This window comes from Larkinella soli (assembly GCF_003703975.1).
In the GTDB taxonomy this organism is placed as follows: Bacteria; Bacteroidota; Bacteroidia; order Cytophagales; family Spirosomataceae; genus Larkinella; species Larkinella soli.
Window position 1 is genome coordinate 158,342 of record NZ_QTJY01000004.1, and the last position, 25,669, is coordinate 184,010.

The window sequence follows — 25,669 nt, forward strand, 5'->3', positions numbered from 1 at the left end:
ATGGACGCTCCGAACGGCCGGGATTTTTATGACCAGCATGGGGTTTTCGAGCGGTATATGAACCATCGGAGCTGGGTGGAAAACCCGAACGAAACCATCGAAAAACCGGTTGTGCTGGCACTTCTGAACGCCCGGCTGGAAGGCCCGGTGCTGGACCTCGGCTGCGGTTTCGGCGATCTGGCCGGGGAGGTGCTCCGCCGGGGTGCCGACGGCTATACCGGCATCGATTCATCCCGAAAAATGATTGCGCTGGCTCAGACCCAGGGCCTGCCGCCCGAAGCCGTCTTCATCCGGGCCGACATCCACGAATGGACCTACCCGGAAGGCAGGTATCACACCGTCCTGGCCCGGCTGGTGTTTCACTACACCGCCGATCTGGAGGGGCTTCTCCGCAATATTCATTCAAGCCTGCGCGCTGGGGGTGAACTGATCTGCTCCGTCGAACATCCCCTGCTGACCTCTTCTTTCGGTGTTTTCCGGCCGGAAGGTAAAAAAGGCCATTGGGAGGTCGACCGGTATTTTTATTCGGGGAGCCGATTGCAGGACTGGCTCGGCGGGCAGGTCGTCAAGTATCACCGGACGCTCGAAGATTACTGGCAGCTCTTCATGACCGCCGGTTTCACCATCGAAGTCCTGAAGGAGGGAAAGCCCGAGCGGTCGGCTTTTCGGAGCGAGGAAGAGTTCGAGCGCCGGAATCGAATCCCGCTGTTCCTGATTCTGAAGGCCGTAAAACGGTAATTCCGCTCAATAAAACCGCCCGGATGGGCTGACGCAGACCCCGCCCCCGGCCAGTTGCCGCAGAAACCGCCGGGGCGTCAATCCCACGTAATACCGGAAATCCCGGATGAGGTGGGGCTGGTCGTGATAGCCGAAACGTTCCACCAGCTGCACCCAGTCGACCGGCGCGTCCGGCCCCGGCTTCCCCAGTTCCGCCAGCACCCGCTTGAACCGAAGAAAGCGGACCATTTCCTTCGCCGTAAAGCCCAGTTGAATTTGAAACCGCTGCTGAACGCTCCGGGCCGTGAGTCCGTGCGTCCCGGCTACGCCCTTGACCGGCTCCAGCGAAGGATTCCGAAAATACGGGATCGTGTCGAGCAGGGAGCAGGCGGCTTCGTCAATCGGGGCGACGGACGTCTGCAGATAGTCGCTGATACGGTTCAGGCGGTCGCTGCGGTTTGGGCTTTCGGCCAGTTGGGTCCACAGGTCACCGAAACCGGCTTTGTCGAGGAGCAGGTCGGGGTGGTGGAGGTCGTCCGCCCGGAACTCGTGCATCGGCACCCGCATCAGCCGGTAAAAGCCGTTGAGCGTGAAGTTGACGATGATCAGCTCCGCTCCGCCCGGGAGGTCGTAGGTCAGCGTTTTCTGGAGCGGACCCAGTACGGCCGTCCGGCGGATCCGGTATTCGTGGTTGCCCAGCTTCACCGGCACCTCCGGCCCGAAATTGAACACCAGCAGCATCTCGTAATTCGGCATCAGGTGCCGGCGCAGGGGCGGAGCATCGGCCGGCCGTTCGATGCAGTAATAGTGGCTGAATACCATCGCCAGCCGGTCGTCGGCTTCGATCAGCTGCCCGTCTGGGAGAGCCTCCATTTCGTTTTCTTACAATTTTAAGGCGTCGGTCTGCGGGACCTTTGTCCCATCCAAACACAAAAGACCGATGAAAAATCTCATTATTTATGCACACCCCGACGCCGGCAGTTTCAATCATTCCATCAAGGAAACGCTGGTGCGCAAACTGGAACAAAATGGGGACGAGGTCGTTGTCCGTGACCTGTACGCCCTCGGCTTCGACCCGGTGCTGACCACCGCCGACCTGCTGGCCTCCCGCACGGGCCGGATGCCGGAAGAAATCGCCGTCGAACAGGCGTATCTGGCCTGGGCCGAGGTGGTAACGTTCGTCTACCCGATCTGGTGGACCGGCCTGCCCGCCGTCATGAAGGGTTACATCGACCGGGTGTTTTCCTACGGTTTCGCGTACCGTTACGTGGAGGGCGTTCAGGAAGGGCTTCTGAAAGGAAAAAAAGCGGTGATTATCAACACCCAGGGCAAGTCCCACGCCGAATACCGGGCCGGTGGCATGGACCAGGCGCTGCGGCTCACCTCCGACCGTGGTATTTTCGAATACTGCGGCTTCGAGATCCGGCACCACCTCTTTCTGGAATCGGTCCTCCGAGCCGGCCCGGAGCAGAAGGCGCAATGGCTGGAAGACATTCGGAATCTGTAAGTGCAGAAACGGCAGCGCCCGAACCGGTCGGCTCGGGCGCTGTTTTTTTATTCTGAATTCCTTAAAGCGACTTGAAATCGAAATTGTCCAGGAAGGCGGTGGTGAACTGACCGGATCGGAACTTGGGGTCGTCCATCAGCCTGATATGGAACGGAATCGTCGTCTTGATGCCTTCGATGACAAACTCCTGCAGGGCGCGTTTCATCCGGGTAATCACCTCTTCGCGCGACTGGCCCGACACGATCAGCTTGGCGATCATCGAGTCGTAGTTCGGCGGGATGGTGTAGCCGTCGTAGACGTGGCTGTCGATCCGGACGCCGTGCCCGCCGGGAAAATGCAGGTTGGTGATCTTGCCGGGCGACGGCCGGAACCCGTTGGCGGGGTCTTCGGCGTTGATGCGGCATTCCATCGAGTACACCTTCGGCGTATAGTTTTTACCGGAGATGGGCACGCCCGCGGCCACCTTGATCTGTTCCTTGATCAGGTCGAAATCCGTCACTTCTTCCGTAATCGGGTGTTCTACCTGAATCCGGGTGTTCATCTCCATGAAGTAGAACTGGCCGTGTTTGTCGACCAGAAACTCGATGGTGCCGGCGCCTTCGTAGCCGATGGCCGAAGCCCCTTTGATGGCGGCATCGCCCATGCGCTCGCGCAGTTCGGCGCTGATGATGGGCGAGGGCGTTTCCTCAACCAGTTTCTGGTGGCGTCGCTGGATGGAGCAATCCCGTTCCGACAGGTGACATACCTTGCCGTACTGGTCGCCCACGATCTGGATTTCGATGTGACGCGGTTCTTCGACGAATTTTTCCAGGTAGAGTCCGTCGTTGCCGAAAGCGGCCCCGGCTTCCATCCGGGCGTCGTACCAGGCCTTCTCGAAGTCCTGTTCGCTCTTGATGATCCGCATCCCGCGGCCACCGCCACCGGCCGTGGCCTTGATGATGACGGGGTAGCCGATGCCGGCCGCCAGGCGCTTGCCTTCCTCGACGGATTCGAGCAGGCCCTCGGAGCCGGGAATGACCGGTACGCCGGCGGCTTTCATGGTGGCCTTGGCCGTGGCCTTGTCGCCCATGGCGTTGATCTGCTCGGCCGTGGCACCGATGAACTTGATGCCGTAGTCGGCGCAGATCTGCGAAAATTCGGCGTTTTCGGACAGGAAGCCGTAGCCCGGGTGAATGGCGTCGGCGCTGGTCACCTCGGCGGCCGAAATGATGCTGGGGATGTTCAGGTAAGACTGACGGCTGGGCGGGGGGCCGATGCAGACGGCTTCGTCGGCAAACCGCACGTGCAGACTGTCACGGTCGGCCGTCGAGTAGACGGCTACGGTCTTGATGCCCATCTCCCGGCAGGTCCGTATGATTCGAAGTGCAATCTCCCCCCGGTTGGCAATGAGTATTTTTTTAAACACGGCGCGTTAGATTGGTTCTACGAGGAACAGCGGCTGATCGTATTCGACCGGGCTGGCGTTTTCGACCAGGACCTTGACGATGCGCCCGGTTACTTCCGACTCGATTTCGTTGAAAAGTTTCATGGCCTCGATGATGCAGACCACCTTGCCCGCCTTCACTTCGTCGCCGATCTCCACGAACGCTGCGGAGTCCGGACCCGACGAGCGGTAGAAGGTTCCGATCATCGGTGACTTGATGGTGAGGTAATTGGAGGTGTCGGCTTTGGCCGCAGCCGGAGCGGCCGGGGTCGGAGCGGGGGCCAAAGCCGCCTGCTGGGCAGGCAGCGCGGGCGGGGCCTGAACGGCTGCAGGGACCGGGCCGGCCGCCGGTGCCTGGCCGTAACGCTTCACGCTCAGCTTCAGCTCGTTGGTTTCGATATTGACTTCATCCAGGCCTGACTGTGCGATGAAATCAATCAATTTCTGAATGTCTTTCGTATCCATGGGTATGGGTGTTGGTCTGTGAGCAGGCGGCTTCTTTATTTCACTCGTTCGACGTAATCGTAGGTGCGGGTATCGACCCGGATTTTGTCGCCCTGTTCGATGAAAAGGGGAACGTTGATGGTGGCTCCGGTTTCCACTTCGACCTTTTTCTTGGGGCTGTTGGCCGTATCGCCCCGGATGCCCGGCTCGGCGTAGGTCACTTCCAGTTCGACGAAGGGCGGCAGTTCGCAGGAAAGGGGCGTGTCGGTTTCGGCGTTGATCAGGATTTCGACTTCCTGGCCTTCTTTCATCAGGTCGGCCGCATCGACGATTTTATCGTTGAGGTTGATCTGGTCGAAGGTTTCGTTGTCCATGAAGTTGAATCCGGCTTCATCTTTATACAGGAACTGGAATTTCCGGCGCTCCACCCGAACCGGGTAGATCGTGACGCCCGAGTTGAAGGTGTTGTCCAGTACTTTGCCGGTCGTGAGACTTCTCAGTTTCGTCCGTACGAAAGCCGCGCCTTTTCCGGGCTTTACATGCTGGAATTCAACGATCTGGAATAAATCGTGGTTGAAGTTGATGACGAGTCCGTTCCGAATGTCTGCGGTCGTTGCCATTTGATTTTTAGGATGATTAACAATGAACAATGGATGAAAAATAAATCATCCATTCGTTTAATAAGCCCATTTCACGTACAGTGCGCCCCAGGTGAACCCTCCGCCGAATGCGGCCAGGATAAGGTTATCCCCTTTGTGCAGTTGCGCTTCGTAGTCGAACAGGCAGAGCGGTATGGTCGCTGCGGTGGTGTTGCCATACCGCTGGATGTTTATCATGACTTTCTCCATGCCGATGCCCATGCGGTTGGCAGTGGCCTCGATAATGCGCTTGTTGGCCTGATGAGGGACCAGCCAGGCCACGTCCTCGCTTTTCAGATGGTTTCGCTCCATTACTTCGGCGGATACGTCGGCCATGTTCTTGACGGCGAATTTAAAGACCGACGGGCCGTCCTGGTAGACGTAGTGCCACCGTTTCTCGACCGTATCGCGGGTGGACGGGTAGCGGCTGCCGCCGGCTTTCTGAAACAGATGGTGCTGTCCGACGCCATCCGAACGGATGATCGAGTCCAGGATGCCGTTGCCATCCGGATCGGGTTCCAGCAGGACTGCCCCCGCCCCGTCGCCGAACAGGACGCAGGTGGTCCGGTCGGTGTAGTCGACGATGGCCGACATCTTATCCGCCCCGACCACGACGATTTTCTTATACTTACCGGTTTCGATAAACTGCGAACCGATCGTGAGCGCGTACAGGAAGCCTGAACAGGCCGCCTGAATATCAAAACTGCCGATGGCCCGAATCCCGACCATGTCGCAGATCAGGTTGGCCGTCGACGGAAAAACGTAATCCGGCGTCGTGGTAGCACAGATCAGCAGATCGACGTCCGAGGGTGCCGTGCCGGTTTTCGACAGCAGACCCTCCACGGCCCGGGCGGCCATATGGGACGTACCGAGGCCCTCTCCTTTCAGAATGCGCCTTTCTTTGATACCGGTACGGCTCGTAATCCATTCGTCGCTGGTATCGACCATCTTCTCCAACTCGGCATTGGTCAGAATATACTCTGGTACGTACCCGTTGACTCCGGTAATCGCTGCTCTGATGGTGGTCATAATTCGGTGGTACAATTCAACTCAGCGCCTGGGCTATTTTCGTATAGGCATTGGATTCTACCTGTTTCCTGGCCAGACTGAGCATATTTTTGATTGCCAGGGGAGACGAGATCCCGTGGGCAATGATCACATTGCCGTTGACACCCACGATGGGGCTGCCGCCGACCGATTCGTAATTGGTTTTGTCGATAAACGCGTTGCTCAGCCCCAGCTCCTGGGTGACGTCGTAAATCGACTCACCCATTTTGAAGAGGATGTTGCCCGTAAAACCGTCGGTAACGATCACGTCGGCCTTGTTGCGAAACAGGTCTCCGCCTTCCATATTGCCGACGAAGTTGATTTTACGGCTGTTCTGCAGCAGCTGATAGGCAGCCTGGGCCACCAGCGAACCCTTCTGCTCTTCGGAGCCGATGTTCATCAGCGCCACGCGGGGCTTATCGATTCCAAACGTGTACTGAGCATAGATGGAGCCGATTTCGCCGAACTGCAGGAGCATTTCCGGTTTGCAGTCGGCATTGGCACCGATGTCGACCATAACGGCGAACCCCCCGTCGAGCTGCGGCACGAAGCCGGCGATGGCGGGGCGCATCACGCCTTCAATGGCCTTGATGCTGAACAGGGCACCGACGTGCATGGCTCCGGTATTGCCGGCACTGCAGAAGGCGTCGACCTGCCTGTCGCGTAAAAGTTTAAACCCAACTCCGATGCTGGAATTGGGTTTCTGAGAGAGAGCCTTGGTCGGGTGCTCCCCCATTTCAATGACTTCTTCGGCATGGACAAGCTCCACACCAGTACCTGTATAAGCGTATTTCTGAAGAAGTTCCTCAACTACCGGCTGTTTTCCCACCAAAACGATGGTTACATCATCCGGTAATTCTCGGGCGGCCATCACAACTCCTTCCACGATTGCTTCCGGAGCGAAATCACCACCCATCGCGTCGACTGCAATTCTCATTGAATCAGGTTTGGGAGCGCTGAAATGGTAAACGAACGTGTAAAAATAGTAGTTGCCGGGCAATAAAAAAGTATTTCACGTTCATCCGATTCAGATTCCAGTGAAATACTCTTCGCCCTCAATCGCCTGAAGGAGTCTTTTCCGAACGGTCAAAAATACCCTTCAGGTTGAGGGTAACGTGATCAGGCCGTCGGCGCGTAGTTTTCGATCACTACTTTGCCTTTGTAATACAAATTACCTTCGAAAACGTGCGCTTTGTGGCGGATGTGAACCTCGCCGGTCGTTGCGTCTACGGAAAGCGTCTTGCCCGTCAGTTTATAATGCGTTCTACGCTTGTCACGGCGGGAGCTTGAGTGTCTGCGTTTGGGATGTGCCATAACTTAGTCTTCTTGATCAGTGAATTTTCCGCCATTCCTGCGTACCGGACCTCTCCGGCTTTTCCGCCGGATGCCCTGAGGCTTTCGAATGACAACGTGTATGTTAATTATTGTTCAGTTTTTTCAACGCTTCCCAGCGTGGGTCGACGGGCGGCTCGCCGGCATCGTCCGTGCCTTCCGGCTCCGAGCGATAAATGACCTTGCCTTCCTCCTCGGTATCGCTCTCTTCCTCGTTCCGGAAGCGCGGATGCAGCTTCTTCATCGGGAGCGACAGGGCAATGAAATCGAACATATACCGGGCCACGTTGATCTGGTGCGTGTCCCAGGGAATCAGTTCGATCTCGTCGGTTAATTCTTCGGCGTGGTCGGAAAATTTCAGAAACAGCTGCTCCCGGAGGTCGATCGACTCATCGAAAGGCTCCAGAGTGCGGTCGCAGGTCAGACCGACGGTGCCGTGGATGTGAAAATCCAGCTGGATCATCGTCGCCGATTTGGTCAGCACCAGATGCGTCCTGAAGGATCCGCTCTGGATCAATTCCTGCTCCATGGCCGCAAAAAACGCGTCGTCCGATTCAAAATCGTATTCGTACGCCCGGTTTTCCAGACCAACAATCGAGATGTCGTATTTCTGTAACTCCTTCACCACCGTTCCAAAATAGTCCGCAAAGTTACGAATCTATTTCTGAACCGCAAAAGATTGCTTTACAATTTAAGGGGTATCGCTCAGCCGATTAGGCGGAGTTTCGCGATGGTAAAAGGTGAAATTTTCCAGATGAACGTTCATTGGCCGGTAACCGGCGGCTATGATTTGCCCGCGCAGGCCCTGGTCGCAGTCGCTCTGCGTCAGCAGATACGCCGGCCGGGCTTTGAGATCCGCCAGGGCAATCCGGTAATACCGCTGGAAATACGTATGCAGCCTATAATCCGGCATCATGTCCGGACAAACGCCCAGACGCTCCCGCTGCGGCACGATTGGCCCGACCTTATGCACATCCGACAAAATGGCCTCCTGACTCGCATACGGCGTGCCGGCAATCCGGAAGGCATAAACCACCACCGCCAGACAGGCCGCGGCCCCCACCGTCGTCCATACCGGGAGCGCCCGCTGCAAACCGGGCCACGAAGCCAGGAGCCGCAGCAGTTGCGGACCGATCCAGATCGCCAGCCCGAGCGCCAGATAAGGCAGAGCCGGAACGATATAATACTCGATCTGCTTTACGCTCACCATCATCGGCAGGGTCGTTGCCAGGGCCATGGCGATAAAAAACAGCCCCGCCCGGGGCAGCGCCGGAACTGCCTGTGCCCGGGCCGCCCGTCGGAGGTTGATCAGCCCCAGCAACCCGAACAGCGCCAGGGCCGGGGTCACGTTCCGGGCCAGAATCCACATGATCAGCAGGCGGCCCATACCGGTCGAATGCGCAAAATTCTCGCGCTTGTTGGCCAGAGCCGCCATCACCTGCTGCCGGTAATACGTCTGCATGAAATGCAGGGCGGGCGCGTAGGATAAAATCAGAAGGAACACGAGCAGAAACCCGGCCGTCAGAAAGGTGGTCCGCCGGAAAACCGGCCCGATTTGAAAAGGCCGGACCATCAGCAGGCCGTACAGTGCCGGAGCCGCCAGCACGTGCAGCGCCACCGGCCCCTTGGTCAGCACGGCCGCCAGCAGGGACGGCACCGCCGGAAGCAGATTTACCCAGTAACGTTGCGGCTGCTGCCAGCCCCGGATCGTGAACACCAGCGTCAGGAGGCAGAAAAGGCTCATCGTACAGTCCAGATAATTCTGCGAGTAGGTCCACTCGGCGGTCCGGAAGCTAAAGAGCAGCAACACCGGCAGCCAGTCGAAGGCGCGGAGCGGATGACCGGCCGGGACCATCTGCCGCCACAGGACGAGCATTAGCCAGAGGATCAGCGCCAGCACGGCGAAGCAGTAAATCCGCTCGGTGGCGTAGCCGTCGCCGAACAGCCGGAAAAACCACGACTGGAGCAGGAACATCAGGGGCGGATGCTCGTAAAACGTATGGGTCGTGTTGTAGGGAAGCCAGAAGGACTCGGAGAAAAACGGCGCCCAGAACGTTCCCCGGCCGATCGCCAGATTCCGGGCGATGGACGCGTAGGTCAGGCCGTCGCCCCCCATTCCTTCCCGCAGCAGCCGGCGGAACAGAATGAACGCACCCCACGCCAGTGTGAACAGCCAGCCGGTCCGGCGGTATGATGCGGCAACCTTTGATAGTGAGGAACTTTCCTGCGGGGAAATCGCAATCATGTACGATTTGGCTCGGTAAAAGCAGCCTTAAAGTTACGCCGAATATTTGTCACTACCTGTCCCGATCTGCTATAATTGCACCTTGATCCCCGAAAAGATGCGTCTGATAGCGTTGAACCGGTCTTTCTTTCTGGTCTATACGGCGGTGCTGGTCGTCGTCGGTGTGCTGATGCTGCTGTTCAGTAAACAGGAGTTGATGCAGTGGGTCAACCGGCATCATGCCCCCGCGGCCGACCTGCTTTTCAGGAACATCACCTACCTCGGCGACGGGGCCTTTTCCGTCATCGTCGTCCTGATACTGGCCTTTAGATCGGTCCGGTATGCGGCCATGGGCGCGGTTTCCTTCCTGCTCTCGACCGGCATTGCCCAGTTGCTGAAGCATTTCGTATTTCCCGACGCGCTCCGGCCCATCCGGTATTTCGAGCATTCGGCGCTTGAATTCCGGGTCATCGAAGGACTGGACATCCACAGCTACAACAGTTTTCCGTCGGGCCATTCCACCACCGCCTTTGCCGTCTTCTGCCTGCTCGCCCTGCTGGACGAGCGTAAGGGGCGGGGCTGGTTTTTTGCGGTGATGGCCGTCATCGTGGCCTATTCGCGGGTGTATCTGTTTCAGCACTTCGTCGAAGACGTCTACGTCGGCTCGATCATCGGCACGGTTTCCTCCGTGGCCGTGTACCTGGGGCTGAGTCGTTACTGGGAACGGAACCCGCGCCACTGGCACACCCGGCGCATCCGGTTTTAACGTTCCGGCCGGTATTGCTCCGTAAATTCCGACTTCGGCGCGTCGCAAAGGCCGCAGGTGTACTCCTCCGGCAGCGACCCGAACGACCGGCCCGCTTCAAAGCCGCGGTGCGGTTCGCCATACTCGGGATCATATACCGTCAGACAGTGGGGGCATTGATGCACGGTCCGCAGCGGCCGTTCGGCGCCGGTTTCCGGTTCGGGCCCCGGCGGTTCGGGCAGGAAGGCGTGCTGTCGTTCGTAGTAGGACTGCGCCAGGTCACGGATGACGTCACCCAGGGCGTCGGCCGGGCGGCTTTTCGCCACCAGCACGAACGGCGCATTCGGGTTGCCCGACAGGGCTTTCTGATACACGTCGAAGCGGTCCGGCGCGCCGTTGACCTGAATCGCCACCGATGCGGCCACTTCCGAGAAGGGTACTTTCACCGAAAAACTCAGCTCGTCCGTCCGGACGTCGGCTTCTTCCAGTTGCAGCAGCAGGTTGTTTTTGAGAGATACGGCCTCCGGATCGGCGTTGGGCAGCTGCCAGTTCAGATACCAGGAGGGTACGTGGGTCCGGATGCCGAAGCGGCCCAGCAACTGCCGCCAGCCGGGCAGGTCTTTTTCCTGAATGTCTTTGACGAGAAAGGTTTTCCAGGGCGTCAGGTAGAGTTTTCCGGCGCGGGTTTGCAGGGCCAGTTCGCACAGGGCCTCCACGAACGCCAGCGGAAAGGCGTAGGTCTTGCGAAACAGCCCCAGCCAGTAACTGCCGCTCCGGGTCTGATGGAATCCCTCATAGACCGGCGTCGGGGGCGGCACCGGGTTCCACTCCGCTTCCGCCTTGCGCGTGCGGCCCCGGAACACGGACATGACGTTCCGGTAAAACGTTTCCAGGTCGGTGATCGGACGTTCGAAATAAAGCCGCTCCACCACCTCCGCAAACGCGCCGATCGACTCGGTTTCGATCAGGACCGGCCAGCCATACCGCCGGACTGCCCCCGAAGGCCGCAGAAAGACATACCAGTAGTGAGGTTCGGGCGAAGCCACAAAGTTGATGTTTCCCGAGAACAGGGGTACGAGCGACTGGGCGGGGTCGCCGAGGTTGATCTTCAGCCGGGTCGGGCGGCTCAGCTGCGCCAGCACGTCCAGGTACACCCCGGTCGTCAGCCAGGGCGTATCGGGAAACACATCGGTAGCCGGCAGCGAGGAGACGACGTTCTGCACCGACGGGTCGGCGGCATCCGTCGGTCGGCCGATGGCCTCGATGCGCCGGGCCAGGTCTTCCCGGAGCAGCGCCTTCGGAACCGGCAGCAGCATCTCCTGCCGGTTGCTGATCTCCAGCGTCTCGACGCCGTATTCCCGCGCCAGAACCACGATCCGGCGCAGATCCCCGGGCGAAACCGTGCCGCCCTGCGTAAGAATCCTTAGTGTATTCATGTGACAATTAAGCCTGGTCAGCCACGACCGCCTGTTTTTTCCCCACTCGCTCCAGAATCGCTTTCACCTCCGGGCGGCAGCTGCCGCAGCCGGTTCCGGCGCCCGTTGTCCGGCACAGCTTGCCCAGTTCGTTGGCCCCGGCGCGGACGGCTTCCGTCAGGTTGCCTTCTCCGACGTTGTTGCAGGAGCAGACGAGCCGGCCCAGCACCGGCGCGGGTGCCTGGCCCGACCGCAGCAGGGCCAGCCGTTTTTCCGAAAGCTCGGCACGGCTGTGAATCAGTTCCTTATACTCCTGAAACTCGGCCTTGTCGCCCATCAGGATCGCCCCGACCAGCCGGTCTTCGTGGATGATGCATTTTTTGTAATACCGGTGTGCCTTGTCCAGAAAAACCACTTCCTCGTAACCGGCGGCCCCGGCGGGCGCTTCCGACAGACCGATGGAACACAGCTGAAGACCTTCCATCTTCAGAATGTTCATCGACAGCGAACCGGTGTAATAACTCAGCAGATCGCCGTTCAGATACCGGGCGATCACGTCGGCCTGCTCCTCGGCGGCTGCCGTGATGCCCCAGAGCTGCCCGTTCAGTTCGGCCAATTCTCCGGCGGCAAAAATGGCCGGGTCGGCGGTCTGGAGGTATTCGTTCACCACCACGCCCCGGTTGACCGGCAGGCCGGCCGAGCGGGCCAGTTCGGTGTTGGGCGTGGTGCCGATGGCGAACACGACGGCTTTGGCCGCGACCGTCTGACCGTTCGAGAGGTGGACGCCCTCGACGGCTTTTTCCCCGACATAATACCGGATGCTTTCATTATACAGGATTTCGACGCCCCGGTCGGTCAGTTCTTCGTGCAGCAGGGCGCTGGCAACGTCGTCCAACTGCCGGGTCATCAGGCGGTTTTCGCGCTGAATCACCGTGACGCCCATGCCGATCTCCCGCAGGGAAGCCGCCAGTTCAAGGCCGAGCAGCCCCCCGCCGACGATCACCACCGGGTCGCCGGTCTGCAATTGACTGCGCAGGGTATCGGCGTCGGTGCGGGTCCGCATGGTCATGACGCCCGTGAGGTCGGTGACGTAGTCGCGGGGCATGAAGGCCCGGCTGCCCATCGTCAGCAGCAGCACGTCGTAGGAGTGCGTTTCGCCCCGGTCGTCGATAATAGTCCGGGCCGCCCGGTCGATCTGCCCGACGGAAACGCCGATGTGGAGGTGAATGCCGAGCGCAGCGGTTTCTTCCGCGCTCATCTTCAGAAGCTTTTCCCAGGTCTGCGTCCCGCTGATGTAGTCGGGAAGCATGACGCGGTTATAGAAGGGATAAATTTCCCGGCTGAAGACGTGGATTTCGTCGGTGTCGTTCAGGGGCCGGTAGGTAGTCAGAAACCGGGTGGCGGCCGCTCCTGCGCCGATCACGACGATCTTCTGCTTCGGCTTTACGTATTTCCGCACCTGCACGGCCGAGAACTTGAAATCCGGCTCCTTCGACAGCGGGTCGATCAGCGGCTGGGTCAGGTTGTTGGTGCGCCCGAAATCCTGCCGGAGAATTTTGCCCCAGTGCATCGGCAGAAAAACTACCCCGCGCCGGATGTCCTTCGTGATCTTCGCATTGACGCGCACCTCGCCCCGTTTCCCCGACACGATCACCGGATCGCCCTCCTTCAGCCCGCGTTCTTCGGCGTCTTTCGGATGAATTTCCAGAAACGGTTTGGGAATGTGCCGGTTCAGTTTGCTGACCTTGCCGGTCCGGGTCATCGTGTGCCACTGGTCGCGGATGCGGCCCGTCGTCAGGATCAGCGGAAAGTCGGTTGACAGTTCCTCCGAGTGATTTTCGTCGGAAACCGTATGGATGCGGGCCTTTTGGCTGGGGGTATAAAACCGGTGGTCGGCAAACAGGCGCGGGGTGCCGGTCGAGTCGGCATCGGGTACCGGCCACTGGATGGTACCGGCGGTTTTCAGCCGCGTGTGGCTCAGCCCGCTGATGTCGATGCGGGTGCCTTTGGTCAGGCCGATGTGTTCGTCGTAAACTTCCGATACGTTCCGGTAGGGAAAAGCGTCGCCGAAGCCCATTTTGCGGGCAAAGCTCCAGATGATTTCCGCATCCGGTCTGGCTTCACCGGGAGGCTGCGTAAAGGCGTTGAGGTAGCTGATCCGGCGTTCGGAATTGGTCATCGTGCCGGACTTTTCGCCCCAGCCGGCCGCCGGCAGCACGAGGTCGGCATAGGCCAGCGTATCGGAGCGGCCCGAAATATCCTGCACCACCACGAAGCGGGCGTTTCTGAGAGCCTCCTCCACGAGCCGGGAGTCCGGCAGGCTGACCATCGGGTTCGTGCAGACGATCCAGACGGCTTTCATGCGGCCGTCGCGCAGGGCTTCGAACATCTCCGTGGCCGTGTAACCCGGTTTGGGGGCCAGCGCCGGAACGCCCCAGTATTCGGCGACCTCCTGCCGGTGGGCCGGGTTGTTCAGATCGCGGTGAGCGGGCAGCAGGTTACTCAGCCCGCCCACTTCCCGGCCGCCCATGGCGTTCGGCTGACCGGTCAGCGAGAGCGGCCCGGCGCCCGGTTTGCCGATCTGTCCGGTGATGAGCGACAGATTGAGCAGTGCGAGGTTCTTGTTGACCCCAATGACGCTCTGATTCAGGCCCATGGCCCACATGGTCATGAAGCCTTTCGAGCGGCCGATGTATTCGACGGCCCACTTGATGTCTTCCGCGCTGACTCCGCAGTGGACGGCGGCCTGGGCGATGGTGCGGCCCCGCACTTTGTCGCGGAACGCTTCGAAACCTTCCGTATGCTGATCGATAAATGCCTGGTCCACCAGCCCCCGGTCGATCAGGCCCCGGGCGATGGCGTGATACAGCACGATGTCCGTACCCGGTTTGATCTGGAAGTGCAGGTCGGCCATGACGGCGGTCTGCGTCCGGCGCGGGTCCACGACGATGATCTTGTAGTCCGGATTCTGCGCCTTGCGGGCTTCGACCCGCCGGAACAGGATCGGGTGGCACCAGGCGGGGTTGGCGCCGGCAATCAGTAAACAATCCGATAAATCGAGGTCCTCGTAGCTGCACGGCACGCTGTCCTCGCCCAGCGCCATTTTATACCCCACCACCGCCGAGCTCATGCACAGCCGGGAGTTGGTGTCAAGGTTGTTGGTGCCGAGAAAGCCCTTCGTCAGCTTGTTGATGAGGTAATATTCTTCGGTCAGGCACTGGCCGGACGCATAGAACCCCACCGAATCCGGCCCGAACCGGGTAATCAGCGACCTGAAAACGGCGGCTGCCCGCTCGAGGGCGGTATCCCAGCCGACGCGCTCCAGCGGCATGCTGCGATTTTCGCGCATCTGCGGATACAGGAGCCGGTCGGAGGTGTCCATGACCGTGTAATGCAGATTCATGCCCTTGGAACACAGCTGCCCCCGGTTGACGGGGTGCGACGGGTCGCCCTCCACCCGGAGCCGCCCGTTGCGGTCCTGATGAACGAGGATGCCGCAGCCGACACCGCAGTACGAACAGGTCGATTTAATGGGTTGTTGAGTCGTCATAGGAAAAGGCTTTCCAGCCTCATGGTTAGACCAGATCAGGAACGGCCGCCAGCTCGGGGGTCGGTTTTTTGTCGAAACGGGTCAGCACGACGAACGCGGCCACAAGGGCTACGGCCATGCCGATATACAGGAAGGCCTGCTCGTAGGTGATGGATTCGGATTTGAACAGCAGACCGGCCAGCACCCCGCCGACGTTGCCACCCGCCCCGACGATGCCGCTGACCACGCCCACACCCCGCTTGTTTACGAAGGGCACGATGGCATAAGTGGCCCCGTTCGCCATTTTCAGGAAGAAAGCAAACAGGAGCATGGCTCCGACGGCGATCACGAGGTTACCGGTCTGGGAGAAGAGCATGATGCCCACGCCTTCGAGCAGAAGCAGACCGGCCAGCAGCAGCCCCTTGCCCCGAAGTCCGAACCGGCTGCCGACGCGGTCGGCCACGATGCCGCCCACCGCCCGGGCGAAAATGTTCATGAATCCGAAAATGCCGGCCAGCAGCCCGGCCGTGGGCAGATCGACCTTGAAGGTGTCGACGAAATACAGGGCCGCCACCCCGTCGAACGTGATCTCGATGCCGAAGCAGGCGCCGTAGGCCAGGAAGAGCGCCCAGACGCGCCAGTCGGCGGAGGCCGCCCAGAAACTGACCGGGGCACCTTGGCCGGCGGCTTTCTGCCATTTGATGTCGGCGAAGTTGCCTTCCGGGGTATCCTTCGTAAAGCGGTAATAGACGAAGGCCATGATGAGCAGGATCACGCCCGGAATGAGCATCGCCAGCCGCCAGGCCTCCGGCTTCGTGTATCCCAGCCCGACGAATCCGGCCAGAATCAGCGGCATAAGCATATTGGTGATGCCCCCGCCGAGGTTCCCCCAGCCGCCGGCTACCGCGTTGGCGGTTCCCTTGATGTTGTCGGCGAACATGGCCGAGGTGTGGTACTGGGTGATGACGAACGACGCCCCGATGACGCCGATGCCCAGCCGGAACAGCAGGAAGGTTTCGTAGCTGTTCGCCAGACCGATACCCAGCACCGGAATGGCGCTCAGGACGAGCAGGAGCGTATACGAAAGCCGCGGGCCGACGGTGTCGCAGAGCCGCCCGATGATGAGCCGGGCGAAGATGGTCATGGAGACGGCGGCTACGATGGCGTTGCCGATCTGCGGTTTGGTCAGACCCAGGTCTTCCCGGATCACCGGCATCAGGGGCGCAATGCCGAACCAGCCGAAGAAGCAGAAGAAAAACGTCAGCCAGGTGATGTGGAACGTCCGCATCTGAACGCCCCGGAAGGAGAAGATATCGAGTTTCGTGAGTTTTCCGGTTTTCATGGTCGTATGGGTTGGGGCCGGCAGTCGGTAACGGGCCGGCCGGAACGGAGAAAGATTATTTCAGGAAATCGGGGCGGATGTTGATCATCAGATACGCCCAGGTTGCGTTCTTTTTCGCGTTGGTCACGTTCTTGACGGCCGCCGACGCCAGCGTTTCGGTGCCCAGAAAGGCGCAGTAGCCGCCTTCCAGCCCGATGCTTTTGGTCAGGGTATGGCTGTAGATCAGGTCAAGTTCGGTGCCGAATCGGTTGCTCATCGCGGAGCGGCCGTCGGTTTTATAAATGGCATTGGGCGAGCTGAACTGGTGCAGGTCGAACGTCAGCAGGCTTTTTTCTCCGGCTTTGTAGCGCGTCCGCAGATAAACGTCCTTCAGCCCTGCCCGGCCGAAGCCGTCGGCTACGTAGAAGTAATCCATGTAGCCCCAGTGTTTATGCGGGGTGCCGTACAGGGGGTCGAACTTATGGTTTCTGGTCAGCGGGCCGGTGGTATTGTTGCCGGAGGTATAGTCGAAGCCGGGGCCGATGCTGAAGCGTTTACCGGCATTGTACAGCGCCTGAATCGAAAACATCCAGGCACTGATCGGCAGACCGTCGCGGTCCTTCCCGAACTGATAATAGGCGTTTCCGATAAAGGAAGCCCGTTTGAAGGCCGTGCCGGTCAGGAAGAAGCCGGTCGTATAGCGGCTCCAGGTGCCGTTGCCGTAGACCCGGTTCACGACGGGCGGTTTGCCGGTCGTGTCGGTCACCGTGCGGTATTTGTTGAAATCGTCTTTGATCAGCAGGAAGGAGCCGTTGCCGAAGGCGGTTTTTTTGCCGATATACAGAAATTGAAGCGATTTATACATCGTGCCGATGCCGTTGGTACCGGCCGTATACCCGGTTGGAACGCCGTTGTACACCGTGCCCGTTTTCAGCTCCCGGTTCTGGTTATACGCCAGCCCGAGGTGCGCGATCCAGCCGGTCGGGGTAGTGTATTTCAGGAGCGCCATATCGTGCCGGCGGCCCTGCTGGAGCCAGTCGAGGTTGCCGAGCAGCCGCACGTCGTCGTAGACCAGTTCCTGGCGGCCGATCTTCAGGGCCAGTTCGCCGGCTTTGTAGGAAGTGTCGGTCAGGGCGATTTCGGCCCAGGCTTCATGGATCATCAGGCCGTTCAGGTCCGCATGGGTCGTGCGGTTGATGGTGGAGGCATCCTGCCCCCAGACCCGGACATCCTGAAGCGTCGTGAAGAATTTGACCCGGTAGCCGCCGTATCCGGCCGAGAGCCGGGTGCGCTGGGAGGTAAAGAAGGCCGGTTGGTCGCCGGCTTTGAGAAGGGTGCCCTGGCCGTTTCGGAGTTCGGTTCGGGTCCGAAGCTGCCCCGACAGGGTAAATTGTGCGAAGCCCGATTGGCTAAGCAAAAATAATCCGTAAAAACCCAATAGGAATTTGGAATGTATGAGCTTTTTCATACATTTGAAGAGGTTTAAGGTGGAACACGTCTTAAACAGTAGTCTTGACCCTGCCGAGCCGCCACTTGGCAGGGTTTCTTTTTTCTTCCGGGACGGACCGCCATCCGTTTTCCGAAAGTCCTCTTCGCAGCAATCCGCCAATCACCGGAAGAGTACCGGGCGCAAAACTTCAAAAAATTATAAATAACCGGTAAATATTTTAATTCCCTGTCTTTGGCCTCGTATAGCCCTTATCGGGGCATTTCACGTGGAATTGAACTATTTGGATAATTTGATTCCCATTTTTTATAGAGTAGATTTACTAAGTAATGCTACTTAGATGCTGAGCGAAAATTAGGTATAATTATTTATTTTCCAAAAGATAGGTTGCAAAAATGAGCGTAGATCAAAAAATATTTGGTAAATGCTCAAAAGTTCGTTTAAAAGTAAAGGTGTTTGCCGGAAAATCTGTCCCTTTTCGTAATTTCAGGTTAAAATACAAAGTTCAATCGCATCATGACTCAGGTACACTCCGTCGCTGACCCCACTGCGACTCCGTTAGGCCGGGGCATCCAGTTCATAGGTATCGGCAAACACGGCAGCAAGCCGTTGCCGCCCCAGTTGCTGGAAGAGTGCAGGCAGGTGCTGTTGAGCGGAGATGCGGACCCGCTGCAGAAAGGAGCTTTCCTGGGTGCCCTGCTGGCGAAGGGTCCGACGGCGGAGGAGATGATCCTGGAGTCGGTGTTTGGGAAGGGTGCTTTCTCACATGCCAGCTATTTTATTAATAAGGTATGTCCGGATCTGCCGGGCAGCCTTTTTCCGATTGCCACCAAGTTACTGAGGGGGCACACGCTGCGGCCCAGCGAAGCCCACCAGCTGGGGGCTTTTCTTTTTTCGGACGAACCGTGCGAGACGTTCAAAGGCATGGCGGCCAGCATTCTGCGGGTCCGGCATGAAACGAACGACGAATATAAAGGGCTGTATGATGCGGCCATGGACACCATTACGCCCGGTTTCCGCCAGCTGAGCTGCGTGGAGCGGCCGCTGGTGCAGCTGGCCGAGCCGTTCGATGGGGTGGAGCATTCGTACCTCATTACGCCCCTGCTGGCTCACTTCTTCGAGCAGCGCGGCTATGGGGCGCTGTCGGTCGTCGGGCGGACGCCCGGGCCGAAATTCACCCTCAATGCCCATGACCTCTATCTCTACCTGGGCTGCCCGATGCTTCAGAGCAACCACGAGATCAGTTCACCGCCGGAGCCTTTCGGCTGGGTACTCGACCAGAAAGCCCTTTCTCCGGCGCTCAACCGCTGGGTCGACCGCCGGCGGATGATCCTGAAGCGGCCTTTCCTCTCAACGCTGGAAAAGGTATTGAACCCGTGCAGCGCCCGGATTCTGGTCACCTCCGTTTTTCACATTACGTATCAGATGAAAATGGCCGAACTGGCCCTGATGGCCGGATTCGATGCCGCTATCGTGTTGAAGCGGGGGCTGGAAGGCAGCCTGAGCCCTTCCACCGGCCGCGCGAGCGGCATTCTCTGTGCCGTCCGGACCACCCGCGGGCACCTGTTCTACCAGCACTTCGACGTCAGCCTTCCGGCTTTCGCCGACTTCCGGACCGACAGCGACGAAATCGTGACCAGCCTGGAGGTGGGCGACAATGCCCGGCTGGTGCGTGCCTTCCTGAACGAGGGCGAAACCGACAACGAAGCCTTCGATAACCGGGTCCGGTTTGCCCATGCTCTGCTCGAACGGGGGATGGAGTGGATCGAAGGACAGCTCGGCGGCACGGGCGCGCAGTGGTCGTAAAAGCCGGTCAGGTGGTTTTTGGCCGGAAGACCTTCATCACGTTTTCGTGCGTGGTCAGGAAAGGCCCGCCGATCAGGTCGATGCAGTAGGGGATGGCCGGAAAAATTACCGACAGGCATTGCCCGATCGCAGTCGGTTTGCCGGGCAGATTTACGATCAGCGTCCGGTTCCGGATGCCGGCCGTCTGCCGCGACAGGATGGCCGTCGGCACATATTTCAGGCTTTCCTGACGCATCAGCTCCCCGAAACCCGGCATCATCTTCCGGCAGACGGCTTCCGTGGCTTCCGGCGTCACGTCGCGCGGGGAAGGACCGGTGCCGCCGGTCGTCACCACCAGGCAGCAGCCTTCCGCGTCGGCCAGTTCCTTCAGGGCGGCTTCGATCTGATCCTGCTCGTCGGGGATGACGCGGTAGACCGGTTCCCAGTCACAGCTCAGGTATTCGGTCAGCAGGCCGACGACGGCCTTGCCGGGGATGTCCTCGTAGATACCGGCGCTGGCCCGGTCCGACACATTGATGATTCCGATACGGATGGCATTGCTCATGACGGCAAAGATACGCTCCTACCGCACGACCGCCAAGTGAGCCGCCCGGTTCAAGGCCGCCGGATGCAGTCCGACCACCTCACCGATGATGATAATGGCCGGGTTGCTCAGCCCCTTCCGTTCCACTTCCTCACAGAGCGTACCGACGGTGGCGACAGCGACGGCCTCCGTTTCCCAGCTTCCGTTCTGGATGACGGCCGCGGGCGTATCGGTTTTTCCTTCCGACGCCAGAATCTCCACAATTTCGGGTAAGTGTTTCATACCCATCAGGATGACCAGGGTGGCCTTCGTCCGGACGGCGGTGCGGATATCATCAGAGAGACGATGGTCTTTGGTCGTGCCCGTCAGTACCCAGAACGACTCGCTCAGACCCCGGCAGGTGAGCGGAATTCCGGCCAGCGCCGGCACCGAATAGCTGCTCGACAGGCCGGGAACCACGGACACCTCGACGCCACAATCCTGCGCAAAGGCCATTTCCTCAAACCCGCGCCCGAAGATAAACGGATCTCCGCCTTTCAGCCGGACCACATGGCCGTGGCTGTGAGCATACCGGACGATGAGGTGATTGATGTCGTGCTGCGCAAATTCGCAGCGGCCCCGCCGTTTTCCGACAAAGACCAACTCCGCCGTCGGGGGGGCGAATGATTTTAATAAGTCGTTGTGAACCAGCGCATCATACAGGATGACGTCGGCGCTTTGCAGGGCACGTACGCCCTTGAGCGTGATCAGTTCAGGATCGCCGGGGCCGGCCCCGACCAGGGTAAGTTTGGGTGTCTTCATATTCGCAGAACGGTCCGCCAACAATTCCACATGGTAATTTTACTCAACAATTTTACGAAAGAAAACTTGACTTTTCAATACATTTAATAACTTTAAGCATCATTTGCACAAATAACCTTTGGCAAAAAGGCAAAAATGCCAAATTTTAAAAAATATATAGAAAATATGTAATTTTTCATAGAGAATAAAACGTGTTCCACTTTAAATCCATCTGACAATGACAAACATTGTGGTGGTCGGTAACGGGATGGCAGGCTTCAAGTTCTGCGAAAAGTTACTGGCCCGGACAGAGGGGATAGCAACCGATGGCGGTCGGTTCTCCCTGACGGTGTTTGGCGAGGAGCCCCGACCGGCTTACGACCGGGTGCATCTGAGTGCCTATTTTTCCGGAACCCCGGCCGACGAGCTGACCCTGGCTCCGGCCGGCTGGTATGCCGACCACGGCATCCGGCTTTTTACGGGCGAGTGCGTCGTCCAGATCGACCGCGACGCCCGCACAGTTACCACGCATTCCGGGCGCTGCGTTCCCTACGACGTGCTGGTGATGGCGACCGGCTCGGCCCCCTTTGTGCCGTCGGTGCCGGGTATTCACAAAGACGGTATTTTCGTGTACCGGACCATCGAAGACCTCGAAGCCATTACGAACTGGGGCCGGCAGGCCACCCGGGCGGCCGTGATCGGGGGCGGTCTGCTGGGCCTCGAAGCCGCTAAAGCGGCTCTGGACATGGGCCTGGAGACGCACGTGGTCGAGTTTGCACCCCGGCTGATGCCCCGGCAGCTCGATTCGGCCGGTGCCGGGATACTCAAAGCCAAGATGGAAGCCATCGGCGTCTCCATCCACCTCAGCAAAAACACCACGCATTTTGAAGGATACGACCGCGTCGCCGGTCTGCGCTTCGCCGACGATACGGTGCTGGATGCCGACATGGTGATCATCTCGGCCGGGATCAAACCCCGCGACGAGCTGGCCCGCAAGATCGGGCTGGCGATCGGCCCGAGGGGCGGCATCGTCGTCAATGATGCCATGCAGACCTCCGATCCGGCCATCTATGCCGTCGGGGAATGTGCCCTGCACGGCGGGATGATCTACGGACTGGTTGCTCCGGCGTATGAAATGGCCGATGTGGTGGCCTCGGCGATTGCAAAACATGCGGATTTAGAATCCGAACGAGCAGCCGGACCGACGAAACTGTTTACGGGCTTCGACATGTCGACGAAGCTGAAACTGATCGGCGTCGACGTGGCCAGCTTCGGCGATCCGTTCTGCGAAACGACGAAACACCGCTCGCTGGTCTGGGAAGACCGGCTGAACGGAATCTATAAGCGGGTCAACATCAGCGAAGACGGCAAATATCTGCTGGGCGGTATTCTGGTCGGGGAAGCGGAAGCATACAACATGCTGCTGCAGACCTGCAAAAACCGCATCCTGCTGCCGCCCACGCCCGAAGACCTGCTGTTGCCCGCCCGCAAAGGCGAGGGCACCGCGGCCGGTGCCGGTGTCATGAGCTTGCCGGACGAGGCCCTGATCTGCTCCTGCGAAGGCATTTCCAAAGGCGACATCTGCTCCTCCATTACGGAAAAGGAACTGGGCGACGTGGCCGCCATTAAAAAATGCACCAAAGCCGGAACCGGCTGCGGAGGCTGCGTGCCGATGCTCGGCGACCTGCTGACCGAAACCCTGAAAGCGCAGGGTAAGATCGTCCGGAAGGTACTCTGCGAGCATTTCGACCACACGCGGCAGGAACTCTATGACCTGGTCCGGATCAACGAAGAGGAAACGTTCGACGAAGTACTGGCCCACTACGGCAAAGGCCACGGCTGCGAGGTCTGCAAACCGGCGGTGGCTTCCATCCTGGCCAGCGTTCACAACGATCTGATTGCCCGGCACTCCGTTATTCAGGATACCAACGATCGCTATCTGGCGAACATCCAGCGGGGCGGAACCTATTCCGTCGTGCCGCGGGTGGCCGGCGGGGAGATCACGCCCGACAGGCTGATCGCCCTGGGTCAGGTCGCGCAGAAATATAATCTCTACTGCAAAATCACGGGCGGGCAGCGCATCGACCTGTTCGGGGCGCGCGTCGACCAGCTTCCGATGATCTGGGAAGAACTCATCGAAGCGGGATTCGAGAGCGGACACGCCTACGGCAAAGCCCTGCGGACGGTGAAAAGCTGCGTCGGGTCAACCTGGTGCCGGTTTGGGGTTCAGGATTCGGTCGGCTTTGCCATCGAGATCGAAAACCGCTACAAGGGCCTTCGTGCTCCGCACAAACTGAAAAGTGCCGTGTCGGGCTGCGTCCGGGAATGCGCCGAAGCTCAGTCGAAGGACTTCGGGATCATCGCTACCGAAAAGGGCTGGAACCTATATGTCTGCGGCAACGGCGGAGCCAAACCGCAGCACGCGCAGCTGCTGGCGTCGGACATCGACCGCGAGACCTGTATCCGCTACATCGACCGGTTTCTGATGTTCTACATCAAAACCGCCGAGCCGCTGGCCCGCACCGCCACCTGGCTGAACAAGCTGGAAGGCGGCATGGGGTATCTGCGGAGCGTGGTGATCGACGATGTGCTGGGCCTGAACGAGCAGTTCGAGCAGGAGATGCAGCGGCTGGTCGACGCTTACCAGTGCGAATGGAAATCGGTCGTCGAAAGTGATGATCTGCGGAGCGAATACCGCCATTTCATCAACACCAGCGACCCCGACCCTACGCTGGCGTTTGTCGAGGAACGCGGACAGAAGCGCCCGGCGGGATGGTAATTGTTGAATGATTGAATAATTGAATGATTGAACGGGCTCCGCAGTGCTAAAAATGGCAGCGCCCCATTCAATCATTCAACAATTCTACAACTCAAAAATTGAAACCATGGTGTCTCAGAATATATCCATCGAAAATACCCGGCAGTGGTACCGGACGGCTCCGGTGACGGCTTTTCCGGCCGACGGCGGGGGGTGCGTAAAGATTGGGGAGCGGCAGATTGCCGTCTTTCACTTTAAGGCGACGGGCGAGTGGTATGCCTGTCAGAACATGTGTCCGCACAAGGCCCAGATGATCCTGGCGCGCGGGCTGATCGGCGATTGCCAGGGTGAGCCGAAGGTGGCCTGCCCGTTTCACAAGAAAACGTTTTCGCTCAAAACCGGCCAGAACCTGAACGGCGAGGAATACGCCATCGAGACCTACCCGGTTCGGGTTGAAGATGGGTTTGTCTACATTGCTTTGTAATTCAATAGTTTAACTGTTAAATACGATTTGTTATGACTGGTTCGATTGCTCAAAGATTTACCCGTCAGTACTCCATCGCCCTGGCGCTTGTGGCCGGGCTGACCATGGCCGGACAATGGTTGATTCAGCGACAGATTCAGGACCAGTTGAACGATTCGTGGCTGGTGAATCACGCCGGCCGGCAGCGGTTCCAGAGCCAGCAGATCGCCAAGGATGCCCTGCTGCTGGTCAGTCAGCCGGCGGAGCGGGCCTTTTACGTCGAAGACCTGCGACAGGTGCTGGGCAGCTGGGAACATTATCATCAGGAACTGAAAACCGGCCGGCTGGCGGAATTACATGCGACCGTGGAGAACAGTGAAACGCTGGAAAAATTGTTTGTCGGTCTGGAGCCGCCGTTCCGGTCCGTCAGCCGGTCGGCCCATGCCCTGATCCGGTGGTCGGATCAGGGCGGCTATCCGGGCGCACCCGAGGCCCGGGCGGCTTTGCAGTCGATTATTACCAACGAAAAGGTATTTCTGCGGCAGATGGATCGGATCGTGGCTCAATATGAAGCCGAAGCCCGGTCCAAAGTGGAACGGCTGCGGGCCATCGAACAGCTGCTGATGGCGCTGACGCTCATCGTGCTGGTGCTGGAAGCCCTGTTTATTTTCCGTCCGGCCGTCCGGGCTATTGAGAAAACCATGTCACGGCTAATCGCTTCCGAGCGCCGGGCCGTTCAGATCAGCCTGGAGTTGCAGGATACCAGCACTTCGCTGCGCTCAACCCGTGCCCAACTGGTCGAACAGCAGCTCAACGAGCAGAAAATCCGGCTGGCTTCCGTCATGCAGGGACAGGATGAAGAGCGTCGCCGGATCTCGCGCGAACTCCACGACGGTATCGGCCAGATGCTCACCGGCCTGAAACTCGGGGCCGAGCAGCTTCAGCCGACCGCTTTCCGCACCCCGACGGCATTGCGTCAGTTTACGGACCTGAAAGACCTTATCTTACGGACCATTCAGGAAGTACGGAACGTCTCGAACGAACTGATGCCGACCGCCCTGAACGACTTCGGGCTGGAATCGGCCCTGCGCCAGCTTGTGGACCTTCAGCAGAAGCAGACCACCACCCTGATCACGTTCCACTCCGGGCTCAAAAACCGCCGGCTCGACAAGGCCATGGAAATGGGCCTGTACCGCATTGCGCAGGAAGCCATTCACAATGCCGTCAAGCATGCCGATGCCGACCATATCGATCTGGAAGTGTACGAAAAGCACGGACGCATCCGGCTGCGGGTGGAAGACGACGGCATCGGTTTCGTTAGCCGCACCGACTCGGCCCTCGACCTGCGCAGCACCGGCACACCCTCGCAGGGGCTGCGCAACATGCAGGAGCGGACGCGGCTGATGAAAGGCACCTGGCAGATTGAATCCGAGCCGGGCGAAGGCACCGTCATCGAGGTCAGCGTACCGGCGCTGTCGCTCTCCGCGAAACAGTACGCGACCCACGTTTAAGCGGAAGACGGGCGTATCGGGGAGTTTCCGTACTTTTGC

Annotated in this window: 22 protein-coding genes; 7 read left to right on the forward strand and 15 right to left on the reverse strand. The window is 59.3% G+C overall.

Annotated elements, in window-relative coordinates:
- Entirely contained in the window at positions 1-738 is a 738-nt protein-coding gene (locus DX909_RS12370; RefSeq protein ID WP_128545493.1) for a class I SAM-dependent DNA methyltransferase, read from the forward strand.
- 6 nt (positions 739-744) lie between these two features.
- Here the strand turns inward: DX909_RS12370 and DX909_RS12375 are convergent, their stop codons facing one another.
- Positions 745-1,590, reverse strand: coding sequence for an AraC family transcriptional regulator (locus DX909_RS12375; RefSeq protein ID WP_128545494.1), 846 nt, complete (start codon positions 1,588-1,590; stop codon positions 745-747).
- A gap of 67 nt (positions 1,591-1,657) precedes the next feature.
- Between DX909_RS12375 and DX909_RS12380 the strand changes: the two genes are divergently transcribed.
- Positions 1,658-2,224: an NAD(P)H-dependent oxidoreductase gene (locus DX909_RS12380; protein ID WP_128545495.1), complete on the forward strand. Its 567-nt coding sequence runs from the start codon at positions 1,658-1,660 to the stop codon at positions 2,222-2,224.
- A 61-nt stretch (positions 2,225-2,285) separates the two neighbouring features.
- On the opposite strand, the gene accC is transcribed toward DX909_RS12380, so the two are convergent.
- The 8 genes from accC to DX909_RS12420 form a co-directional block, all read right to left on the reverse strand.
- On the reverse strand, positions 2,286-3,629 hold the full coding sequence (gene accC, locus DX909_RS12385; RefSeq protein ID WP_128545496.1) for an acetyl-CoA carboxylase biotin carboxylase subunit: 1,344 nt from the start codon (positions 3,627-3,629) through the stop codon (positions 2,286-2,288).
- Positions 3,630-3,635: 6 nt separating this feature from the next.
- Positions 3,636-4,112: an acetyl-CoA carboxylase biotin carboxyl carrier protein gene (accB, locus tag DX909_RS12390; RefSeq protein WP_128545497.1), complete on the reverse strand. Its 477-nt coding sequence runs from the start codon at positions 4,110-4,112 to the stop codon at positions 3,636-3,638.
- Positions 4,113-4,147: 35 nt separating this feature from the next.
- The gene (gene efp / locus DX909_RS12395) at positions 4,148-4,711 is read right to left on the reverse strand and encodes an elongation factor P (RefSeq protein WP_128545498.1); all 564 of its coding nucleotides are present in this window, start codon (positions 4,709-4,711) and stop codon (positions 4,148-4,150) included.
- 57 nt (positions 4,712-4,768) lie between these two features.
- Positions 4,769-5,758 (reverse strand): beta-ketoacyl-ACP synthase III, encoded by a 990-nt coding sequence (locus DX909_RS12400; RefSeq protein ID WP_128545499.1) that lies wholly within the window; start codon positions 5,756-5,758, stop codon positions 4,769-4,771.
- Positions 5,759-5,774: 16 nt separating this feature from the next.
- Positions 5,775-6,713: a phosphate acyltransferase PlsX gene (gene plsX / locus DX909_RS12405; protein ID WP_128545500.1), complete on the reverse strand. Its 939-nt coding sequence runs from the start codon at positions 6,711-6,713 to the stop codon at positions 5,775-5,777.
- 182 nt (positions 6,714-6,895) lie between these two features.
- A complete protein-coding gene (gene rpmF, locus DX909_RS12410) occupies positions 6,896-7,090 on the reverse strand; it encodes a 50S ribosomal protein L32 (RefSeq protein ID WP_128545501.1) in 195 nt (64 codons plus the stop codon).
- 103 nt (positions 7,091-7,193) lie between these two features.
- On the reverse strand, positions 7,194-7,733 hold the full coding sequence (locus tag DX909_RS12415) for a YceD family protein (RefSeq protein ID WP_128545740.1): 540 nt from the start codon (positions 7,731-7,733) through the stop codon (positions 7,194-7,196).
- 66 nt (positions 7,734-7,799) lie between these two features.
- Positions 7,800-9,353 carry an ArnT family glycosyltransferase gene (locus tag DX909_RS12420; RefSeq protein ID WP_128545502.1) on the reverse strand — a complete coding sequence of 518 codons (1,554 nt, stop codon included), beginning with the start codon at positions 9,351-9,353 and terminating at the stop codon, positions 7,800-7,802.
- Positions 9,354-9,450: 97 nt separating this feature from the next.
- Between DX909_RS12420 and DX909_RS12425 the strand changes: the two genes are divergently transcribed.
- Positions 9,451-10,098 (forward strand): phosphatase PAP2 family protein, encoded by a 648-nt coding sequence (locus DX909_RS12425; protein ID WP_128545503.1) that lies wholly within the window; start codon positions 9,451-9,453, stop codon positions 10,096-10,098.
- On the opposite strand, the gene DX909_RS12430 is transcribed toward DX909_RS12425, so the two are convergent.
- The 4 genes from DX909_RS12430 to DX909_RS12445 are packed head-to-tail and all read right to left on the reverse strand — an operon-like array spanning position 10,095 to position 17,810.
- Positions 10,095-11,513 carry a rubredoxin gene (locus DX909_RS12430; protein WP_128545504.1) on the reverse strand — a complete coding sequence of 473 codons (1,419 nt, stop codon included), beginning with the start codon at positions 11,511-11,513 and terminating at the stop codon, positions 10,095-10,097. The genes DX909_RS12425 and DX909_RS12430 overlap by 4 nt on opposite strands.
- 7 nt (positions 11,514-11,520) lie before the next feature.
- Entirely contained in the window at positions 11,521-15,042 is a 3,522-nt protein-coding gene (locus DX909_RS12435) for a nitrate reductase (protein WP_128545505.1), read from the reverse strand.
- Positions 15,043-15,067: 25 nt separating this feature from the next.
- Positions 15,068-16,363: an MFS transporter gene (locus DX909_RS12440; RefSeq protein WP_128545506.1), complete on the reverse strand. Its 1,296-nt coding sequence runs from the start codon at positions 16,361-16,363 to the stop codon at positions 15,068-15,070.
- Positions 16,364-16,418: 55 nt separating this feature from the next.
- Positions 16,419-17,810, reverse strand: coding sequence for an alginate export family protein (locus DX909_RS12445; RefSeq protein WP_128545507.1), 1,392 nt, complete (start codon positions 17,808-17,810; stop codon positions 16,419-16,421).
- 495 nt (positions 17,811-18,305) lie between these two features.
- On the opposite strand from DX909_RS12445, the gene DX909_RS12450 reads away from it, so the two are divergent.
- The gene (locus DX909_RS12450; protein WP_128545508.1) at positions 18,306-19,595 is read left to right on the forward strand and encodes an anthranilate phosphoribosyltransferase; all 1,290 of its coding nucleotides are present in this window, start codon (positions 18,306-18,308) and stop codon (positions 19,593-19,595) included.
- Between the two features lie 7 nt (positions 19,596-19,602).
- Here DX909_RS12450 and mog read toward each other — a convergent pair whose 3' ends face one another.
- Together mog and cobA are read right to left on the reverse strand one after the other, a co-directional pair.
- On the reverse strand, positions 19,603-20,139 hold the full coding sequence (mog, locus tag DX909_RS12455; protein ID WP_128545509.1) for a molybdopterin adenylyltransferase: 537 nt from the start codon (positions 20,137-20,139) through the stop codon (positions 19,603-19,605).
- 18 nt (positions 20,140-20,157) lie between these two features.
- Positions 20,158-20,919: a uroporphyrinogen-III C-methyltransferase gene (gene cobA / locus DX909_RS12460; protein ID WP_128545510.1), complete on the reverse strand. Its 762-nt coding sequence runs from the start codon at positions 20,917-20,919 to the stop codon at positions 20,158-20,160.
- Between the two features lie 217 nt (positions 20,920-21,136).
- Between cobA and nirB the strand changes: the two genes are divergently transcribed.
- From nirB to DX909_RS12475, 3 genes are all read left to right on the forward strand, one after another.
- On the forward strand, positions 21,137-23,677 hold the full coding sequence (nirB, locus tag DX909_RS12465; protein WP_128545511.1) for a nitrite reductase large subunit NirB: 2,541 nt from the start codon (positions 21,137-21,139) through the stop codon (positions 23,675-23,677).
- A 106-nt stretch (positions 23,678-23,783) separates the two neighbouring features.
- The gene (gene nirD, locus DX909_RS12470; RefSeq protein ID WP_128545512.1) at positions 23,784-24,140 is read left to right on the forward strand and encodes a nitrite reductase small subunit NirD; all 357 of its coding nucleotides are present in this window, start codon (positions 23,784-23,786) and stop codon (positions 24,138-24,140) included.
- 32 nt (positions 24,141-24,172) lie between these two features.
- Positions 24,173-25,630, forward strand: coding sequence for an ATP-binding protein (locus DX909_RS12475; protein WP_128545513.1), 1,458 nt, complete (start codon positions 24,173-24,175; stop codon positions 25,628-25,630).
- Positions 25,631-25,669 lie beyond the last annotated feature (39 nt).

Excerpts from the sequence above, each read along its gene's own strand:
- DX909_RS12370 (WP_128545493.1), top strand. The coding sequence starts at position 1 with ATGGACGCTCCGAACGGCCGGGATTTTTATGACCAGCATGGGGTTTTC.
- DX909_RS12375 (WP_128545494.1), bottom strand. The coding sequence starts at position 1,590 with ATGGAGGCTCTCCCAGACGGGCAGCTGATCGAAGCCGACGACCGGCTG.
- DX909_RS12380 (WP_128545495.1), top strand. The coding sequence starts at position 1,658 with ATGAAAAATCTCATTATTTATGCACACCCCGACGCCGGCAGTTTCAAT.
- accB (WP_128545497.1), bottom strand. The coding sequence starts at position 4,112 with ATGGATACGAAAGACATTCAGAAATTGATTGATTTCATCGCACAGTCA.
- efp (WP_128545498.1), bottom strand. The coding sequence starts at position 4,711 with ATGGCAACGACCGCAGACATTCGGAACGGACTCGTCATCAACTTCAAC.
- DX909_RS12400 (WP_128545499.1), bottom strand. The coding sequence starts at position 5,758 with ATGACCACCATCAGAGCAGCGATTACCGGAGTCAACGGGTACGTACCA.
- plsX (WP_128545500.1), bottom strand. The coding sequence starts at position 6,713 with ATGAGAATTGCAGTCGACGCGATGGGTGGTGATTTCGCTCCGGAAGCA.
- rpmF (WP_128545501.1), bottom strand. The coding sequence starts at position 7,090 with ATGGCACATCCCAAACGCAGACACTCAAGCTCCCGCCGTGACAAGCGT.
- DX909_RS12420 (WP_128545502.1), bottom strand. The coding sequence starts at position 9,353 with ATGATTGCGATTTCCCCGCAGGAAAGTTCCTCACTATCAAAGGTTGCC.
- DX909_RS12425 (WP_128545503.1), top strand. The coding sequence starts at position 9,451 with ATGCGTCTGATAGCGTTGAACCGGTCTTTCTTTCTGGTCTATACGGCG.
- DX909_RS12430 (WP_128545504.1), bottom strand. The coding sequence starts at position 11,513 with ATGAATACACTAAGGATTCTTACGCAGGGCGGCACGGTTTCGCCCGGG.
- DX909_RS12435 (WP_128545505.1), bottom strand. The coding sequence starts at position 15,042 with ATGACGACTCAACAACCCATTAAATCGACCTGTTCGTACTGCGGTGTC.
- DX909_RS12440 (WP_128545506.1), bottom strand. The coding sequence starts at position 16,363 with ATGAAAACCGGAAAACTCACGAAACTCGATATCTTCTCCTTCCGGGGC.
- DX909_RS12445 (WP_128545507.1), bottom strand. The coding sequence starts at position 17,810 with ATGAAAAAGCTCATACATTCCAAATTCCTATTGGGTTTTTACGGATTA.
- DX909_RS12450 (WP_128545508.1), top strand. The coding sequence starts at position 18,306 with ATGACTCAGGTACACTCCGTCGCTGACCCCACTGCGACTCCGTTAGGC.
- mog (WP_128545509.1), bottom strand. The coding sequence starts at position 20,139 with ATGAGCAATGCCATCCGTATCGGAATCATCAATGTGTCGGACCGGGCC.
- cobA (WP_128545510.1), bottom strand. The coding sequence starts at position 20,919 with ATGAAGACACCCAAACTTACCCTGGTCGGGGCCGGCCCCGGCGATCCT.
- nirB (WP_128545511.1), top strand. The coding sequence starts at position 21,137 with ATGACAAACATTGTGGTGGTCGGTAACGGGATGGCAGGCTTCAAGTTC.
- nirD (WP_128545512.1), top strand. The coding sequence starts at position 23,784 with ATGGTGTCTCAGAATATATCCATCGAAAATACCCGGCAGTGGTACCGG.
- DX909_RS12475 (WP_128545513.1), top strand. The coding sequence starts at position 24,173 with ATGACTGGTTCGATTGCTCAAAGATTTACCCGTCAGTACTCCATCGCC.